The 18,698-nt window shown below is 57.4% G+C and carries 16 protein-coding genes; 7 read left to right on the forward strand and 9 right to left on the reverse strand.

The features are described from left to right. Nucleotides 1–81 precede the first annotated feature (81 nt). Nucleotides 82–1,614, reverse strand: coding sequence for an acyl-CoA carboxylase subunit beta (locus tag AC2FGC_RS04915; protein WP_496724285.1), 1,533 nt, complete (start codon nucleotides 1,612–1,614; stop codon nucleotides 82–84). 183 nt (nucleotides 1,615–1,797) lie between these two features. Between AC2FGC_RS04915 and AC2FGC_RS04920 the strand changes: the two genes are divergently transcribed. Next, the gene (locus AC2FGC_RS04920; RefSeq protein ID WP_496781541.1) at nucleotides 1,798–3,003 is read left to right on the forward strand and encodes a multidrug effflux MFS transporter; all 1,206 of its coding nucleotides are present in this window, start codon (nucleotides 1,798–1,800) and stop codon (nucleotides 3,001–3,003) included. A 65-nt stretch (nucleotides 3,004–3,068) separates the two neighbouring features. Then, the gene (locus tag AC2FGC_RS04925; protein WP_496724281.1) at nucleotides 3,069–4,469 is read left to right on the forward strand and encodes a helix-turn-helix domain-containing protein; all 1,401 of its coding nucleotides are present in this window, start codon (nucleotides 3,069–3,071) and stop codon (nucleotides 4,467–4,469) included. 66 nt (nucleotides 4,470–4,535) lie between these two features. Here the strand turns inward: AC2FGC_RS04925 and AC2FGC_RS04930 are convergent, their stop codons facing one another. The 6 genes from AC2FGC_RS04930 to AC2FGC_RS04955 all read right to left on the reverse strand — a co-directional run bounded on the left by AC2FGC_RS04930 (nucleotide 4,536) and on the right by AC2FGC_RS04955 (nucleotide 10,312). Further along, nucleotides 4,536–4,775, reverse strand: coding sequence for an HP1242/YdcH family protein (locus AC2FGC_RS04930; protein WP_496724279.1), 240 nt, complete (start codon nucleotides 4,773–4,775; stop codon nucleotides 4,536–4,538). A gap of 91 nt (nucleotides 4,776–4,866) precedes the next feature. Then, nucleotides 4,867–6,525, reverse strand: coding sequence for a choline dehydrogenase (betA, locus tag AC2FGC_RS04935; RefSeq protein ID WP_496724277.1), 1,659 nt, complete (start codon nucleotides 6,523–6,525; stop codon nucleotides 4,867–4,869). 73 nt (nucleotides 6,526–6,598) lie between these two features. Further along, nucleotides 6,599–8,107 (reverse strand): choline-sulfatase, encoded by a 1,509-nt coding sequence (gene betC / locus AC2FGC_RS04940; RefSeq protein WP_496724275.1) that lies wholly within the window; start codon nucleotides 8,105–8,107, stop codon nucleotides 6,599–6,601. Next, nucleotides 8,104–8,676: a choline-binding transcriptional repressor BetI gene (betI, locus tag AC2FGC_RS04945; protein WP_496777947.1), complete on the reverse strand. Its 573-nt coding sequence runs from the start codon at nucleotides 8,674–8,676 to the stop codon at nucleotides 8,104–8,106. The genes betC and betI overlap by 4 nt, the downstream gene beginning before the upstream one ends. 87 nt (nucleotides 8,677–8,763) lie before the next feature. After that, the gene (locus AC2FGC_RS04950) at nucleotides 8,764–9,672 is read right to left on the reverse strand and encodes a DMT family transporter (protein WP_496777945.1); all 909 of its coding nucleotides are present in this window, start codon (nucleotides 9,670–9,672) and stop codon (nucleotides 8,764–8,766) included. Between the two features lie 40 nt (nucleotides 9,673–9,712). Beyond that, nucleotides 9,713–10,312 (reverse strand): LysE/ArgO family amino acid transporter, encoded by a 600-nt coding sequence (locus tag AC2FGC_RS04955; RefSeq protein ID WP_496777943.1) that lies wholly within the window; start codon nucleotides 10,310–10,312, stop codon nucleotides 9,713–9,715. Between the two features lie 86 nt (nucleotides 10,313–10,398). Here AC2FGC_RS04955 and AC2FGC_RS04960 point away from each other — a divergent pair, with 86 nt between their 5' ends. Continuing rightward, a complete protein-coding gene (locus tag AC2FGC_RS04960) occupies nucleotides 10,399–11,295 on the forward strand; it encodes a LysR family transcriptional regulator ArgP (RefSeq protein WP_496781542.1) in 897 nt (298 codons plus the stop codon). Here the strand turns inward: AC2FGC_RS04960 and AC2FGC_RS04965 are convergent. Together AC2FGC_RS04965 and AC2FGC_RS04970 are read right to left on the reverse strand one after the other, a co-directional pair. After that, a complete protein-coding gene (locus tag AC2FGC_RS04965) occupies nucleotides 11,292–12,563 on the reverse strand; it encodes an MFS transporter (protein WP_496724266.1) in 1,272 nt (423 codons plus the stop codon). The genes AC2FGC_RS04960 and AC2FGC_RS04965 overlap by 4 nt on opposite strands. A 156-nt stretch (nucleotides 12,564–12,719) precedes the next feature. After that, the gene (locus AC2FGC_RS04970) at nucleotides 12,720–13,460 is read right to left on the reverse strand and encodes a YebC/PmpR family DNA-binding transcriptional regulator (RefSeq protein ID WP_496724264.1); all 741 of its coding nucleotides are present in this window, start codon (nucleotides 13,458–13,460) and stop codon (nucleotides 12,720–12,722) included. A gap of 110 nt (nucleotides 13,461–13,570) precedes the next feature. Here AC2FGC_RS04970 and AC2FGC_RS04975 point away from each other — a divergent pair, with 110 nt between their 5' ends. The 4 genes from AC2FGC_RS04975 to AC2FGC_RS04990 all read left to right on the forward strand — a co-directional run bounded on the left by AC2FGC_RS04975 (nucleotide 13,571) and on the right by AC2FGC_RS04990 (nucleotide 18,697). Then, nucleotides 13,571–15,343: an SLC13 family permease gene (locus tag AC2FGC_RS04975; RefSeq protein ID WP_496724262.1), complete on the forward strand. Its 1,773-nt coding sequence runs from the start codon at nucleotides 13,571–13,573 to the stop codon at nucleotides 15,341–15,343. Between the two features lie 16 nt (nucleotides 15,344–15,359). Beyond that, nucleotides 15,360–16,094, forward strand: coding sequence for a glutamine amidotransferase (locus AC2FGC_RS04980; RefSeq protein ID WP_496781544.1), 735 nt, complete (start codon nucleotides 15,360–15,362; stop codon nucleotides 16,092–16,094). A 72-nt stretch (nucleotides 16,095–16,166) separates the two neighbouring features. Continuing rightward, complete coding sequence (locus AC2FGC_RS04985) at nucleotides 16,167–17,024, forward strand: bile acid:sodium symporter family protein (RefSeq protein ID WP_496724258.1); 858 nt, start codon at nucleotides 16,167–16,169, stop codon at nucleotides 17,022–17,024. 11 nt (nucleotides 17,025–17,035) lie between these two features. Next, nucleotides 17,036–18,697, forward strand: a complete 1,662-nt coding sequence (locus tag AC2FGC_RS04990; RefSeq protein ID WP_496724256.1) for an FAD-binding dehydrogenase — start codon at nucleotides 17,036–17,038, stop codon at nucleotides 18,695–18,697. Nucleotide 18,698 lies beyond the last annotated feature (1 nt).

An 18,698-nucleotide genomic window follows, 5' to 3' on the forward strand; every position in this document is an offset into this window, starting at 1 on the left:
CACCCAAGTAATCTGCCCTGACCGGTTGTCCGAGACGCCGCCCAAACCGTTCCGGCCGGGCAGATTTCTTGGCATATTCCCTTAAAGGGGAATGTTATCGTGCTTTTTCCACGGGTTCTTCAGCTGCTTGTTCCGCAAGCTGGCAAAGGCCCGCGAAACGCGACGGCGGGTCGATTGCGGCATGATCACCTCATCGATAAAGCCCCGCTCGGCCGCGACAAACGGGTTCGCAAACCTGTCCTCGTAGTCCTGCGTGTGCTGTACAATTTTCTCAGCATCGCCCAGATCGGCACGGTGAATGATCTCGGTCGCGCCCTTTGCGCCCATCACCGCGATTTCGGCTGTAGGCCACGCATAGTTGAAGTCACCGCGCAGGTGCTTGGACGCCATAACATCATAGGCACCACCATAAGCCTTACGGGTGATGACGGTAACTTTTGGCACCGTGGCTTCACCGTAGGCAAACAACAGCTTGGCGCCGTGCTTGATCACTCCGCCATATTCCTGCGACGTCCCCGGAAGGAATCCAGGCACATCTACCAGCGTCAGGATCGGAATTTCGAAGCAATCGCAGAACCGCACAAACCGCGCGGCCTTGCGCGAGCTGTCGATGTCCAGACAACCCGCCAGAATCATCGGCTGATTGGCTACAACGCCCACTGTCTGCCCTTCAAGCCGGATGAACCCGGTAATGATGTTTTTGGCAAAATCCTCCTGAATTTCGTAGAAATCGCCCTCATCCGCCACTTTGGTGATGAGTTCCTTCATGTCGTACGGCGTATTAGGGTTGTCGGGGATCAATGTATCCAGCGAGGTTTCCAGACGGTCGGGTTCGTCAAAGAACGGGCGCACTGGCGGTTTTTCGCGGTTGTTGAGCGGCAGGAAATCAACCAAACGGCGCACCTCGGCCAGTGCTTCAACGTCGTTCTCAAACGCTCCGTCAGCAACTGAGGATTTCTTGGTATGGGTCGACGCCCCACCAAGTTCCTCGGCGGTAACGACTTCGTTTGTGACCGTCTTGACCACGTCGGGGCCGGTCACAAACATGTACGAAGTGTCTTTGACCATGAAGATAAAGTCGGTCATCGCCGGGCTGTAGACTGCGCCGCCAGCACAGGGTCCCATGATCACGCTGATCTGCGGAACCACGCCTGACGCCATGATGTTGCGCTGGAAGACCTCGGCGTAACCAGCCAGCGACGCCACGCCTTCCTGAATTCGCGCCCCGCCCGAGTCGTTGATGCCGATCACCGGTGCACCGTTCTGAACGGCCATATCCATGATCTTGCAGATCTTCTGAGCATGGGTTTCCGACAGTGAGCCGCCAAAGACTGTAAAGTCCTGGCTGAACACATAAACCATGCGACCATTGATCGTACCCCAGCCAGTAACGACACCGTCACCCGCTGGCCTTTGCTTCTCCATCCCGAAATCGGTACACCGATGGCTGACAAACATGTCGAATTCTTCAAAGCTGCCTTCATCCAGCAACAGTTCGACCCGTTCGCGCGCAGTCAGTTTGCCGCGCGAGTGCTGTGCGTCGATGCGCTTTTGTCCACCACCCAGCCGCGCGTTGTCGCGACGGTCTTCAAGTTCGGAAAGGATGTCTTTCATAACGATGATCCCCTGTAAAATCTGGCCGGACACTATACGCTGATGCCGCGAGACCAAAGTATCTTTCGGCAAATTTGCAAATCTTTTCCAATCACCTTCGTGAATATTGTAAACTTGCTAATTTTCACTCGCAAAACGCATGATGGATGGCATTCCCATCCGTGGTGACTATACACGTGAACCATGCAGTTTAGTTCTTCGTCGGCGCATCGCTCGCCTCCTAAAATTACCACTCTGGTTTTGCTGTCCGGATTGTCCGCGCTCAGCCTCAATCTGTTTTTGCCGAGCCTGCCCAATATGGCACTGCACTTTCAGGCCGACTACAAGGTCATGCAACTGTCGATTGCCCTGTACCTGCTGGTCAATGCGGTGCTTCAGATCCTGATCGGACCAATTGCCGACAAGGCGGGGCGCCGTCCCGTTTTACTTTGGGGGTTGGTCCTTTTTTTGGCGGCGACGTTGGGCTGCATCTATGCACCCAACGTCCAGGTCTTTCTTGTTTTCAGAATGTGTCAGGCAATCATCGTGGTCGGCATGGTTCTTAGCCGTGCGGCGGTTCGGGACCTATATGATCAGGACCAGGCGGCGTCGATGATCGGTTACGTAACGATGGGCATGGCCATTGTCCCCATGATCGGACCCGCGATCGGAGGCCTGTTGGAGGAGAGCTTTGGCTGGAAAGCCAACTTCTGGCTGCCCTTCGTTCTTGGCGTAATGACGCTGGTGCTAACTTACTTAGATTTTGGCGAAACCTCAGCCAAGAGCGGCAAAACACTGGTTCAACAATTCCGGGAATACCCCGAACTGCTGGGTTCCCCGCGATTTTGGGGCTATTCGCTATCATCCGCGCTGTCGTCTGGCGCCTTCTTTGCCTATCTGGGCGGCGCTCCTTTTATCGGCACCGAACTATTCGGCCTCAGTGCCGCCGAGGTCGGCATCTACTTTGGCGCCCCAGCCGTAGGATACTTTTTTGGCAATTTCTTCAGCGGTCGCTATTCCGTTCACTTCGGCGTCAATCGAATGGTACTTTGGGGCTGCTGGCTGAACGCAGCAGGCGTTGCAATGTCCGCCATCTTGTTTCTGGCCGGCTTCGGAACAGCGCTCAGCTTTTTTGGATTCATGACCTTCGTCGGCATTGGAAACGGCATGACGATTCCCAACGCGACATCCGGCGCGCTTTCGGTGCGACCGCATCTGGCCGCCACAGCATCCGGACTGAGTGGAGCGATCATGCTGGGCGGCGGCGCGGGCCTCAGCGCCCTTGCAGGAGCTTTGCTAACGCACGAAACCGGTGCAATGCCCTTGCTCTGGCTAATGCTGACAACCTCGGTCCTGGCGGTCTGCGCAATTTTGTCTGTCATTCGACGCGAACGGCAACTAGGCCTTTGACACGGCTTGCCTATGACGGTTTGCAAAGTTAGCTTACCGATTTAGGAAAGTTGCAAAGGCTCAACATGGCGACTCAGAAACTTTATGCAGGTGCAAAGCTGCGTGAAATGCGTACGCGCTTGTCACTTACCCAAAAGGAATTTGCCGCTAAACTGGGTGTTTCCCTGCCCTATCTGAACCAGATGGAGAACAACAACCGTCCGATTTCGACTACGGTCGTTCTGGCGCTGGCGCAAGAATTCGGAATGGATGTCACCGAGTTGAGCACCGGCGACAGTGAGCGTCTGGTCTCGGACATGCGCGAAGCATTGGCCGATCCGGTCTTTGACGACGCTGTTCCACCGCTCGCCGATCTCCGCCTCACGGCTTCAAACGCACCTGCTCTGGCACGGGCCTTCATTGCCCTGCACCGCACCTATCGTCAGACGCATGAACGCCTGGCCTCCCTTGACGAAGCATTGGGGCGCGAAGACGCACAAATCCAGGCTAGCCCATGGGAGGAAGTGCGGGACTTCTTCCACTATTGCGACAACTACATCGACGCGGTGGACCGCGCGGCTGAACGATTTGCCGGGCGCGCCGGGGATGCAGGCGGCATACGTGCGGCAGCCCTGGACAGCCTCGCCGAGCGCGGCATTCGGGTACAATTCCCGGACATCGATGAAACCCGAAAGTACGACGCAGAGAACAAAACACTGCGGCTTTCGTCCAGAACCGCACCACAAACTCAGGTGTTTCAGTTGTTGTTGCAGGTTGCACTGATCAGCCAGGATAAACTTCTTGAAGCAACGCTGGATTTTGCCAAATTTCACAGCGACGAAGCCCGTGCCATTGCCAAGATCGGGCTGGCAAACTATTTCGCCGGCGCATCGTTGATGCCTTATGCCAAATTTCTGGCCACAGCTCAGGAATATCGTCACGATCTTGAACTGCTTAGCAACCGGTTTGGCGCGTCAATCGAACAAGTGGCGCACAGGCTTTCGACCCTGCAACGCCCTGGCGCCAAAGGCATTCCGTTTTTTTTCGTGCGCGTCGATCAGGCTGGTACGATCACCAAAAGACACTCGGCCACGCGCCTACAATTTGCCCGGTTCGGCGGCGCCTGCCCCCTATGGAACGTGCACCGCGCTTTCGAAACACCCGGCCATTTCCTGCGACAACTGGCAGAAACACCCGATGGTGTTCAGTATATATCTTTGGCTCGGGACGTGTCGAAATCGGGCGGCTCATACGGCGCACCTGTGCGCCGTTACGCGATTGCACTAGGTTGCGAGGTGCGCCACGCCGAGGCGCTGGTTTATGCCGACAATCTGGATTTTAACAACGCCAGCGCTTACGAGCCAATTGGCATATCCTGCCGTATCTGCGAGCGGCCGAATTGTCATCAGCGATCGGTCCCGCCATTGGAAAGACGTCTGACAATCGACGCCCATACCCGCGGCACCTTGCCCTATGAAGTCACCTGATCTTCACCTGACCTAAAATATCCCGCGGAAGGCGTGCCGCGACGGGGGCAGAGCCCCCGCTGTTTTTCAGGGCTTGGACAAGATCGCCCAGATCTCGTCTTTCAGAACCGCACGTCTTTTACGCAGATCTGTCTCAGCGATATCATCCATCGGTTCGACATTGGTTTCGGCACGATGAACCTCGCGGTTGATCTCATGATACTCGTCCGCCAGCCGTGAAAAATGAGCGTCTGTTTGCTTAAGCTGGCTCATCAGCTCAACCTTGTCCGGAAACTCTTCGGCCAGTTCGTGCGGGGTATGGGACATTCCTGTTCGCTCCTCAAAATATGTTGTTGCGATTCAAGTCTATTCGTCCGGTCCCCGTCAATCTTTGACGCGGATCAAATCATGCTTTCGATCATCGCTGCGCAACCGCCCATTGGGGATTAATCCAAGGTTGGTCATTGGCTGCTGGCAGGGCATCCTTACCCAGCAGATGATCGGACATCTTCTCACCCACCATGATAGACGGCGCGTTTAGATTGCCATTGGTAATCTGTGGGAAGATTGAACTGTCGGCAACGCGCAGACCGTCCACGCCAATAACGCGTCCCTCGGGATCGACCACAGCGTTTTTGTCATCTGCCCGACCCATCCGGCAGGTTCCACAAGGGTGATACGCGCTTTCGGCATGTTCCGCGATAAAGGCATTGAGCGCTTCGTCAGACTGCACGTCCGCACCCGGCTGGATTTCTTTTCCCGAATAAGGTTTGAACGCATCCTGCCCGAAAATCTCACGCGTCAGGCGAATACAGGTGCGGAAATCCGCCCAATCCTCTTCATGGCTCATGTAGTTGAAGCGGATCACCGGCGCGTCTTCGACCTTGGCCGACCGCAGCGTCACCGCCCCGCGCGACGGCGAGCGCATCGGCCCGACATGCGCCTGGAAACCATGACCTTCGGCTGCGGCCTGGCCATCATAGCGAACGGCAATTGGCAGGAAGTGATATTGAATATCCGGATATTCTACGCCCGGCTTGGAGCGAATAAACGCCGCACTTTCGAATTGGTTGGATGCACCCAGACCGGTCTTTGTGAACAGCCACTGCGCCCCGATCAGACCTTTGCTGATCAGGTTCCAATGTTTGTACAGCGTGATCGGCTGCAAGGACGCTTGCTGAATGTAAAGCTCCAGATGGTCCTGAAGGTTCGCACCCACACCCGGGCGATCTGCGACAACGTCTATCCCGTGTTCAGCCAAATGCGCCGCCGGACCGATGCCAGACAGCATCAGCAGCTTGGGAGAGTTGATGGAGGACGCGGCAAGAACCACCTCGCGCCGGGCGCGGATGACCTCTGTCTTGCCACCTCTGATCAATTCGACCCCGATTGCGCGGCCGTTTTCCATGACCACCTTTGAGGCCAGTCCGCGCACGATATCGCAGTTATCGCGCTTGAGCGCAGGTTTCAGATACGCATTCGCCGCCGACCAACGCCGTCCTTTCCAGACGGTTTGCTCCATCGGGCCGAAGCCTTCCTGCTTTTCACCGTTATAGTCGCCGGTAACTTCGTATCCCGCCTGCTGTCCCGCATCGACGAAAGCCTGAAACAGCGGGTTCTCGCGCGGTCCGCGCGAAACATGCAGCGGTCCATCGGTGCCACGCCATGTCGGATCGCCGCCATGGCCACCATCATGCCAGGTCTCCATGCGTTTGTAATAGGGCAGCACATCCGCATAGGACCAGCCATCGGCACCCATCTCGGCCCAAGTGTCAAAATCACGCGCGTGGCCACGAACGTAGACCATGCCATTGATCGAAGACGATCCACCAATAACCTTGCCGCGCGGACAAGCCAGTTCGCGGTTATTCAGGTGCGACTCGGGCTCGGACTTGTAACCCCAATCGTACATCGGCATGTTCATCGGATAGCTCAATGCCGCTGGCATCTGGATGAACGGACCAGCATCAGTCCCGCCGTGTTCGATCACCAATACCGAGGCCCCGGCCTCGCTCAGGCGATACGCCATTGCGCAGCCTGCCGATCCTGCGCCAACGATGACGAAATCTGCTTCCATTTTCTGGTCTCCATATCCAGCCGAACCAAATTTCTGATCGTCCGGCAGGCGTATTTTCGAAAAGGTGAAGAGGTTACTCGCCGCGCGGGAAGCGGGCGTTTTCCTCTACGACATTCAGATCCATGTGATTGCGCATGTAGCGCTCAGATGCCTTCTGCAGTGGCTGGTAGTCCCACGGGTAATACCCACCCTGCCGCAACGCCTCATAGACAACCCAGCGGCGCGCTTGACTGGCACGGACGTCGGCATCGAACTGGTCCAGATCCCAGCGTGCCTCGGATTTCGCGCGCAAAGTTTCCAGCGTGCCTGCGTGTTCTGGGTGTTCCGCAAGGTTTTCCAATTCATGCGGATCATTTTCCAGATCGTACAGTTGATCGGGGTCCAGCGCGCAGCGATTGTATTTCCACTTACCATAGCGCAGCGAAACCAGCGGCGCATATGAGGCTTCGGCCGCATATTCCATCTTCACCGGGGCAGTTCGTTCGGTGCCATTGGCCAAAGGCACAAGGTCTTCGCCATCGGTCCACGGCGCGATCTCGGCCATATCTACGCCCGCCAGTGCGCCAAGGGTTGGCGTGACGTCGATTGTCGAAACCGGCGTGTCGATACGGCCTGCCGGTATATCCGGCGCGGCAATCATCAACGGCACGCGTGCCGACCCTTCGTAGAAGTTCATTTTAAACCACAGGCCCCGTTCACCCAGCATGTCGCCGTGATCCGAGACAAACATGATTATCGCCTCTTGCCGGGTTGTTTCCAGCACCTCGAGGATTTCACCGATCTTGTCGTCCAGATATGAGATATTGGAAAAGTACGCGCGGCGCGACTTGCGAATGTCTTCTTCTGTGATGTCGAAGCTGCGCCAATCATTGGCATCAAAGATACGCTTTGAGTGCGGGTCCTGATTGTCATAGCCAATGTCTGCAACCTCGGGCTGCAGGTGTTCGCAGTCTTCGTACAGATCCCAATACTTGCGGCGCGCCACGTAAGGGTCATGCGGGTGGGTAAAGCTGACGGTCACACACCACGGGCGGTCGTCCTTGCCGCGAGCCAGATCGTACAGCTTGGCTTTAGCGTTGTATGCGACCTCGTCGTCATACTCCATCTGGTTGGAAATCTCGGCCACGCCTGCGCCCGTCACCGAGCCCATATTGTGGTACCACCAGTCAATCCGTTCACCGGGCTTGCGGTAATCCGGCGTCCAGCCAAAATCAGCCGGGTAGATATCGGTTGTCAGGCGGTCCTCAAACCCGTGCATCTGATCTGGGCCGACAAAGTGCATCTTACCGGACAGGCAGGTGTAATAGCCCGCGCGCCGCAGATGGTGCGCATAGGTCGGGATGTCGCTGCGGAATTCTGCGGCGTTGTCATAAACACCCGTGCGCGAAGGCAGCTGACCGGACATAAAGCTGGCCCGCCCCGGCGCGCACAGAGGCGACGCGGTATAGGCGTTGGCAAACCGGGTCGACCGTTCAGCCAGCTTCTTCAGGTTCGGAGCGTGAAGCCAGTCAGCGGGACCGTCTGGAAAGAGGGTCCCGTTCAGCTGATCCACCATCAGGATCAGAATGTTCGGTTTTGTCATTTTTCAGCCTCGAGCAGAGTATTGAGGACACGCATCGCGTGATTGACCGCCAGCTGCGGTTCTTCCGGCGCGCTGAGTGCGGCGCGGATATATAGCCCGTCGATAAGGGCGATCATGTTTTCGGCCGCTTCGGCCGGATCGTTCAACAACGGGCGCAGGGCGTGGGTCAGGTTCGACCGGATACGCGCCTGATAGATTTGCCACAGGCGCAAGGCGTCATCATTGGTTTGGGCCAACACGTAAAATGTCATCCACGCAGCGATGACATCCGGTGTGAAACATGATGGTGCAAAACAGGCCCGGATAATGGCCTGCGCTCGTTTCTGCGGAACAGCATTCTTCAGCTCCTGTCTAGCCTCGTCGGCAAAGTCCGACAGGATGCGGCGCATGGCAGCCAGAAATATCTGATCTTTGCCACCGAAATAATGATGCGCCAGCGCGCTGGACATACCTGCCCGTTTGGCAATCTGGCTGACAGTCACATCAAGGGATTTCTTCGACCCGAGTTCGGCAATTGTTGCCTTGACGATCGCGTCACGGCGGATTGGCTCCATTCCGAGTTTCGGCATCACTATCCCTCACTAAGTATAGTGAGAAAACGCTAAGGGCTTTTTATTGACTCGTCAATCAATAACGTTTCACGCGACCGCCAATGATCAGAGTTTGGGTGCGATGCTGGGGGTCGTCAAGCTGCCGCGGTTCAAAACCGCTTCGCGCCAGGCAATGAAACTGACCGCTAGCAGAATCACCGTTCCACCCGCGACAACCCAAATGTCGATGCTTTCGTTGAAGACCAGCGCGCCCAACAGGGTGGCCCAGATCAGCTGCAGGAATGTAACCGGCTGTGTGACCGCGACCGGGGCCGCCTTAAGTGCGATCGTCATGAAATAGTGGCCCGCCGTGGCAAAACTGGCCACCAGAAACAGCACGCCGAGGTCGCGCAAGCTGGGCGTGGTCCAAACCGCAACTGCAAAAGGGATCAAAGCTATGGTCACCCAGATCGACATATACGCCACAACAACTGACGGCGGCAGATCACGCACAAGCACTTTGGCAATCAGATAAGACCCGCCTAAGGTCAGGGCCGTGCCCAGCATGGTGATATGGCCCAGTGAAATCTCACGAAAACCCGGCCTTAGGATGAACAGAACGCCAACCAGTGCCACGCCAATCGCGGCGACCCGACGGATGGCCAGCTTCTCGCCCAGAAACAACGCGGCCCCCAGCGTGACATAGACCGGCGTCATGTAGTTCATCGCCGTAACCTCGGCCAGCGGGATCTGTGTCATCGAGAAGAACCACAGCATCACTGCAAATGCGTGGACAACACCGCGCGTCCCCAGCAATACGATGTGGCTGCGTGTAAGTTGCGTTTTCAACACCAGGCGCAACGTCGGCAACAGAAAGATCAAGCCGAAGGCAAACCGCAGGAACGCAGCCTGCGTGGGGTCCATTGTGGGGCCCAGCGACTTTACCAATGCGGTCATGACCACAAACGACAAGCCTGCCGAAAACATCCAGAGCATGCCAGCCACGGGGCGGGGTTGGGCGGTCAAAGTTGACATGTTAACGGTTGAACACCGAATACTTGGCAGAGGCAACCCGTCACATCAATACAAGCTTTGCGGCAATTGCCAGCATAACCACGCCGATTATTAAATCCAGCACCTGCCACGCCCGTGGTCTTGCAAAAATCGGGGACAGCATCCCTGCCCCGTAGCCCAGCGAAAAGAAAAACACAAAGCTGGACGTCATTGCACCAAGCGCAAAGGCCAGCCGATCCTCATACTGCGCCGAGATTGACCCAATCAGCACAACTGTATCCAGATAGACATGCGGGTTCAGCCATGTGAACGCAAGAACGGTCAGCAGAACAGATTTCAGGCTGACGCGCTTACTCTCGCCGATCTCCATCACCGCTCCGCCGCGCCAGGCCGAACTCAGGCTGCGCAAACCGTACCATATCAGGAAGATCGCCCCGCCATACCGCATGACAGTCTCGAACCAGGGCAACGCGTGCGCCAATGTTCCGAAACCCGCAACGCCTGCGGCTATGAGAATGGCATCAGACACCGCGCAAGTCAGGCACAGTGGGAATACGTGCTCGCGCCGCAATCCCTGACGCAGAACAAAGGCGTTTTGCGCGCCAATGGCGAGGATCAGGCTGAAGCCAAGCACAAAGCCTGCAATCAAGGATGTGGACATGAAACCTCCGATAGTCTGCGGCGTTGACTACTTACTTACAAAGCATCTATCAAATTAAAGAAACTGACCTGAAATAAGCCTGACTAATGCTACTGGATCCAAACCACCTGACTGCGCTTTCTGCCATCCTGCGTCATGGCAGCTTTGACGCGGCCGCCTCAGAACTTGCGGTGACGCCTTCCGCGGTTTCACAGCGGATCAAAGCGCTGGAAGACCTTGTTGGCGCAACCCTGATCAATCGGGGAACGCCCTGCACGGGCACTCCGACGGGTTTACGTATCGCGCAACATGCCGAGGACATCGGGTTACTTGAGACGCATCTGGCCCGCGAACTGACGCTTGATCAAACCAACGGCCCCGCGCGCGTGCGCGTCGCCGTGCCAGCCGACGTTCTGGCGACGTGGTTCATCAATGTCATGTCTCAGGTTGACGGCCTGCTGTTCGATCTGGTCGTTGACGATCAGGATCATTCGGCGGAATGGCTGAGGCGCGGAGAGGTCAGCGCCGCCATAACGGTCGGAGGTGATACAGTCCCAGGCAGCGACGCCGTCGCCCTTGGCGCCCTGCGGTACATCCCCACGGCCAGCCCCGATTTCATACGCAAATGGTTCGCGGACGGTGTAAATGTCGAGACGTTGTCCCGCGCCACCTGTTTGACATTCAACCGCAAGGATGGGCTGCAAAAAGCCTGGATTACCCGGCAGACAGGTCAACGGCTATCACCCCCTTCGCATTTCCTGCCGTCCTCTCAAGGGTTTGTAGAAGCGGCCATTGCGGGGATTGGTTGGGGAATGAATCCGGAAAGTCTTGCGCGCCCAGCGCTGGAAGATGGCCGGTTATGCCCTTTGGTACCGGGCGCGCGGCTTGACGTAGGGCTGACCTGGCAGGTGGGTCGTGTGCTATCCACGGCGTTGGCCCCGCTGACTAACGCAGTCAAACGCGCCGCCAATGGTGCCCTGCTTCCTGCTGACACGGCAGACTAGGACTGAACCGCTTTTTTCTCGCTGGGTACAACCACACGGTAACAGGCGACCGCCGCGAAAACGCTTGTGGCGACGATGAAGGCGATTGCCCAGGCGACCTCGTGCAAATGCGCAACGCCTGCCAACGCGGCCGAGAGCAATACGCCAGAGATCCGGCAAATGCTCTTGATCGCTGCGGCACCTTTGACCCTCTGATCTTTTGGGGCAACGTCCAGGAAGTACAACTTGCGGGCACTGCTGATCCCTGTCACCGCAACAGTGACAACGAACAAGGCAATGGCGTGTAAGTGAACGTCATGGTCCATGCCCAGAAAGTGCACGGACAAAAGCGCACCGCCCGTCAGTGCCACCATTAGGTTCCCGGTGACCATCACGGCGCGATGCGATTTCATGTTCACCAATTGCCACAGTGGGGCAGATACAAGATACCCCGACGCCGACGACACGATCATCGCCGTCAGCCCTCTGGCCGAGTCGTGGTGCGCTTCGGCTGCGATCAGCGCAAAGAACGGTACGGACAGGGATACGACAACAAGCGGCATGCGCATGATCATGTAACGGCGGAACCAGCGCTGATCAAACATTGCGGCGATATCGGTGAAGTTATCGAGGAACTTTCGCTTCTTGACCCGTTGCGCGCCCTGTTCCTGGGTGGGACCGACGGTTTCGGACATCATTAGAATCGACAGGCCGGACAGGACAAAGAATGTTACCGAAACGGCGATGACTGCGGAATGGCGCGAAAACGGTGGGTTTTCTTTGGTGATCTCGTGAACCAGCAACGCCAATCCGATTGCGCCCAACCCACCCACCCCCAGCTGCAGATAATGCATGATCATCCGCGATTTGGAGCGCACCTGATTGCCCAGCAGATCGGTATACATCAGCGACTGAATTTCTTCGATCAAACCGATCATGAAAAATGCCGCGACAAAAGCCACACCTATGACCGGAACGACACCTGTTGAGGCCACCAACAAAGCCAAAATCAGGCAGGCACCGATTGCGACCTCAGTCATCGCGATTGCACGTTTCTTGCGGTCACGCGCTGCGATGGGATACGCGAGGAAAACATCCGAGATCATGCTGCCAACCATCCGCACCGACACCAGCGCGCCGGCTATGAACATCGGAAGCTCAAGCGACACGGCCAGAAATGGCAAGACCACGGATGGGCTGCCTAGGGTCCACGCCACCTGAGACAGAATGCTTTGCCCAGCCAGGACCGGAACGTTTCTTTTCGATGTGTCCAGTGACTTGTCAGTCATTTGCGCGCTTGGGTTCCTCGGCTCGCAAAAGGGCGTGCCACTTGGGTTTGACCAATCCATGGTACTCAGTTCCACGCAACCGGCCAAGAACCCCCTGTGTCAAAAATGAAAAACCCGGCCAAAGACCGGGTTTTCTTTCTTCTTTTTTGACTTGGATCAGAGCTGAGCCATGACCTCGTCCGTGGCTTCGAAATTCGTCGTCACACGCTGAACGTCATCGTCGTCTTCCAGCGCATCGACCAGTTTCATCAGTTTTTGCATGTCTTCCAGACCCAGCTCGGTTGTGGTCGTGGGCTTCCAGACCAACTTGGTGGAATCGGTTTCCCCCAGCGCAGCTTCAAGGGCGCTCGACACTTCGTTCAGGTCGGTATCGGCACACCAGATGATATGCCCTTCTTCCGAGCTTTCGACATCTTCGGCACCGGCTTCGATTGCGGCTTCGAACACGGTGTCCGTGTCGCCAACGGAACCCGGGTAAACCACTTCGCCCTTGCGTTCGAACATGAAGCCAACTGAACCGGTTTCGCCCAGGTTGCCGCCGTTCTTGGAAAAGGTCGAGCGCACAGTCGAAGCGGTGCGATTGCGGTTGTCGGTCATCGTCTCGACGATCACCGCCACACCGTTCGGGCCATAGCCCTCATACCGGATCTCTTCGTATTCATCGCCTTCGCCCGCCGTCGATTTCTTGATCGCGCGGTCGATGACATCTTTTGGAACCGACTGTGACTTGGCTTCTTTCACGGCCAAACGCAGCCGTGGGTTTTTTTCAGGATCCGGGTCGCCCATCTTGGCAGCGACGGTGATCTCTTTCGACAGTTTGGAAAACAGTTTGGACCGCGCGGCGTCCTGACGCCCCTTGCGGTGCTGGATGTTGGCCCATTTGGAATGGCCTGCCATATTGCGTCCTCGTCATCGTGATTGCGTATTCGGCGCTCATATAGACGTTTGCGGGGCCAAGGATCAAGAGAGCGGCTTGCGACAGGCGCCGCGAAGGGTATGGTGACCGCATGACGACAGACCAGATTATTCTTTTTTCCCTTTTCGCCACTGTGTTTGGAATGCTGCTTTGGGGGAAGTTCCGATACGACCTTGTGGCCTTCACCGCGCTATTGATCGGAGTTACGCTGGGTGTTGTGCCGGTCGATGACGCCTTTGCCGGGTTCGGACACCCCGCTACGATCATCGTCGCTTTGGTATTGGTTGTCTCGGCCGGGTTGGTGCGTTCGGGCGCTGTTTTCCTGATCACCCGCACGCTGGTCGATGCCTCGCGCGGGCTTGGCGCGCACATCGCGCTGATGGGCGGGATTGGCGCTGTTCTGTCGGCTTTTATGAACAATGTGGCCGCGCTGGCGCTGCTGATGCCGGTCGATATCCAGACCGCGCGCAAGGCGGGGCGGCCGGTCGGACTGACGCTGATGCCGCTGAGCTTTGCCACTATTCTGGGTGGCATGGCCACGTTGATTGGAACGCCGCCTAACATCATCATCGCATCGATCCGGGCTGAGACTTTGGGTGAACCATTTCGCATGTTCGATTTCGCCCCCGTCGGTGGATTGGCAGCGATTGCCGGGCTGGCATTTGTCGCGCTGGTCGGATGGCGGTTGATTCCCAATCGCGGAACACAGGAAGAGGCCTCGGAAACCCTTGCTGAATACATCGCGGAACTGACGGTCCCGCCAGAATCGCCGCAAATTGGGAAGCGTGTCAGCGAGCTTTATGAGGCCGCCGAGAAATCCGACGTGGCCATCATCGGCCTTATTCGAGATGGCAAACGGCGCTATGGCCGGTCGGCCCATGCTACAATCAAACCGGGCGACGCATTGGTGTTAGAGGCCCGCCCCGAGGCGCTAGACGAATTTCGCACCGCGCTGAACCTCGATTTCTCGGATACCCGCCGTCAGGAACTACTAAAAGCCGAAGGCGATGGTCTTGAAGTGATTGAGGTTGTTGTGCCGCTAAACGCACGCGTCACCGGTCGTACCGCGCAAGGCCTGGGATTGGCCTGGCGTCAAAGCACCGTTTTGATGGGGATTTCACGTCAGGGCCGTCGCATTACCGAACAGGTCCGCAAAACTCAGATTGAGGCGGGCGATATTCTGTTGCTGCTTTGCCCGCGTGACCGCAGTGCCGATGTAACGGAATGGCTGGGCTGCTTGCCGCTGGCCGAACGCGGCTTGAATGTTACCGCCAACGAAAAGGCGTGGCTGGCCATTGGTCTGTTTGCCGCCGCCGTGCTGGCGGCCAGTGTCGGGTTGATCTACCTGCCTATCGCCCTGGGGCTGGTCGTCGTCGCTTATGTGCTGACCAAGATCATGCCGATTGCAGATATCTACAATCATATCGAGTGGCCCGTTGTCGTTCTGCTAGGTTCAATGATCCCGCTAGGCAGCGCATTGGAGACGTCAGGCGGTACAGAACTGATTGCGAATGCGTTGATTCAATTGACCGACGGGCTGCCGGCATGGGCCATTCTGACCGTTTTGATGGTGGTTACCATGACCCTGTCAGACGTGCTGAACAACACGGCCACGGCCATTGTTGCGGCTCCGGTCGGTATCCAGATGGCCCGAACGCTTGAGGTTTCACCCGACCCATTTCTGATGACGGTTGCCGTTGCTGCCTCAGCCGCGTTCCTGACGCCGATCGGGCATAAGAACAATACGCTGGTGCTGGGGCCCGGAGGGTATCAGTTTGGTGATTATTGGCGCATGGGGTTGCCGCTGGAAATCCTGATCATTGCGGTTTCCATCCCCGCCATCCTTGTGTTCTGGCCTTTGTGACGGATAAGAGCCATTCATGACACGATTTCTGATCCTGCAACTGCGCCCTGAAACCGATGCTTCGGATGCCGAATATGCCTCGATCCTGGACAAAACCGGGCTGAAACCCGAGCAAATCCATCGCATTCGTCTGGATTGCGAGGAATTGCCTGCGGATCTGGATGTCACGGACTATGCCGGGGTGATCGTCGGCGGTGGACCGGGATGCGTCAGTGACGATCCAGCAACCAAATCGGAAACCGAGGCGCGTACCGAGGCGGCCATCATGGGATTGATGCCGCAGATCATCGCATGGGATCATCCCTTTATGGGCTGCTGCTATGGGCTGGGCATTCTGGCCGCCCATCTTGGCGGTGACGTCAGCAAAGAGAAATACGGTGAACCTGTCGGACCTTCGACTTGCCACCTGACTGCAGACGGAGCGCAAGACCCGCTAACGGCAGGGCTGACCGGAACATTCGACGCCTTCGTGGGCCACAAAGAGGCCGTGCAGGCGCTGCCGAACGGGTGCATCCATCTGTTGGCCTCGGACCCCTGCCCGTTTCAGATGATCCGCTGGGGGCAGAATGTTTATGCCACGCAATTCCACCCCGAGGCGGACGCGCGCGATTTTGAGCAGCGCATCAATATCTACAAGAACCACGGCTATTTTCCGCCCGAAGACGCCCAGCGCCTGATCGACATTTGTCACGCAGCGGACGTCACGCAACCGGCCGAAATCCTCCGCAGATTTGCCGAACGCTATGGGTGACCCAACGGCGTTATTGCCTGATCCGCAACCGCTCGCTTAGGCTGGCCCGAACGGCTTTGGGAGGAGTTGTTCTTGGATCTTCTAATAAATGTCGGCCTGCCGCTGTCGCTGGCCATTATCATGCTGTCTCTGGGCGTTGGGCTCGAAGTCGCTGATTTCCGCCGCGTGCTCAGCCGGCGCTATCCTTTCGCCATCGGCGCGTTGTGCCAGGTTGTGTTGCTGCCGGTCGCGGCATTTGTCACGGTCACACTTTTTGCGTTGCCACCCGAGATCGCTGTCGGCTTCATGATCCTCAGTTTTTGCCCCGGCGGTGTGACCAGCAACATCCTGTCGAAACTGGCCAAAGGTGATGTCGCCCTTTCGGTCAGTTTGACGGCCGTCATCAGCCTGCTTTCGATGGTCACCGTGCCCTTTCTTGCCGCGTGGTCAGTGAACTATTTCATGGGCGATGCGGCACCCGAGGTTTCCATCACGGGGTTGGCCATTGCGATGTTCCTGATCACTACGTTGCCCGTGGCGCTTGGCGTCACACTGCGCGGCTTTGCAACTGACTTTGCAAAGCTGCTTGAGCCTGTGCTGTCCAAGATTGCAACTGTCCTCTTCATGCTGATCGTTCTGGCGGCGCTGGCTGGTAACTGGCAGCTTTTTGTCGATAACCTGGGAGTTATGGGCGCGGGTTTGATCTCATTGAACATCGCATTGTTGCTGATCGGTTTGGGGCTGGCGCGCGCAGCAAACCTGACGTGGGACGAAAGCAAGACGGTCTCCATCGAAACCGGAATACAAAACTCGACACTTGGGATTACACTGGCTGCATTGATCACGGCGACGGAAAGCGGGTTCAGCCCGTTGGCTCTGCCGTCGGCTGTGTACGGAATAACGATGTATGTTGTGGCCTTGCCCTTCATCCTTTGGTTCCGCAGCCGCTGAAAGGAAAAGACATGGCGAATAACTCTGCCGATGCCATCGTCGTGGGGGCTGGGCTGGCCGGGTTGGCCGCCGCAGCTGAACTGGGCGACCGGGGCAAAAAGGTGATCGTGGTCGATCAGGAACCCGCGCATTTCCTGGGCGGTCAGGCGTTCTGGAGCCTTGGTGGGCTCTTTATGGTCGACACGCCGGAACAGCGGCGCATGGGGATCAAAGACAGCTATGATCTGGCACTGCGCGACTGGATGGGCAGCGCGCAGTTCGATCGTGACGAGGACGCATGGCCCAGGAAATGGGCCGAGGCCTATGTCGAATTTGCCGCCGGCGAAATGCGCCCTTGGCTGCATGACATGGGCCTGCGCTGGTTTCCGATAGTCGGCTGGGCCGAACGCGGTGGATCATATGCGGATGGTCACGGCAATTCTGTGCCCCGCTTTCATATCACCTGGGGCACCGGCCCAGGTGTTCTGGAACATTTCAAACGCCGAGTGCGTGACCATGTCAGCAATGGGTTGATCGAGCTTAAATTCCGCCATCAAGTCAGCCACATCATCATGCAGAACGGCGCGGCCAAGGGAGTGTCGGGCGAGGTTCTGGCCGACGACACCGCACCCCACGGCGCCAAGACCAACCGCGATGAAGTCGGCGAGTTCGAATTTTACGCCCCGGCCGTTATCGTCACGTCCGGCGGCATCGGAGGCAACTTTGAAATGGTGCGCAAAAGCTGGCCACGCGACCGTCTGGGCGAGCCGCCAAAAGACATGGTCGCTGGCGTGCCATTCCACGTCGATGGACGCATGATCGGTATCAGCGAAAAGGCTGGCGGTCATGTCATCAACGGCGACCGGATGTGGCATTATACCGAGGGCGTTCGTAACTGGAATCCGATCTGGCCATCGCACGGCATTCGCATTCTGCCCGGCCCAAGCTCGATGTGGTTCGACGCTGAAGGCAACCGGTTGAAACCGCCGTGCCTGCCGGGTTTTGATACATTGGGGACGCTGAAGGAAATCCTGAAAACCGGCCATGAATACAGCTGGTTCGTCCTGACCCAGAAGGTAATCAAAAAAGAGTTCGCTCTGTCCGGGTCTGAACAGAACCCCGACATGACGGACGGTGGATGGAAAGAGGTTCTATTCCAACGCATTCTGACAGGCTCCAAGGCCACTGCTCCGGTCGAGGCGTTCAAGGAGCACGGCGAAGACTTCATCGTCGCCAATACCCTGACCGAGCTTGTTAACGGCATGAACCATCTGGGCGGAGGGCTGATCGATGAGGCGCATCTACGCGCCCAGATCGAGGCGCGGGATTCCCAGATCGACAACCCGTTCACCAAGGATGCGCAGATGGCCGCCATTCTGGCCGCGCGCAACTACCGTGGTGACAAACTGATCCGAACCGCCAAGCCGCACAAGTTCCTTGATCCGGCCAATGGCCCGCTGATCGCGGTGAAACTGCACGTGCTGACGCGCAAAACGCTGGGTGGGCTTCAGACCAATCTGGACAGTCAGATGGTGGGCGCAGACGGCAAGGTCATTCCCGGCCTATTCGCAGCCGGAGAGGTCGCGGGTTTTGGCGGCGGTGGCTATCACGGCTACAACGCGCTCGAAGGTTCATTCCTGGGCGGCTGCATTTTCTCCGGCCGCAATGCAGGACGGTCAAGGGCCGTCGCGTGAC

It is taken from the genome of Ruegeria sp. CDSC054, from assembly GCF_059610645.1.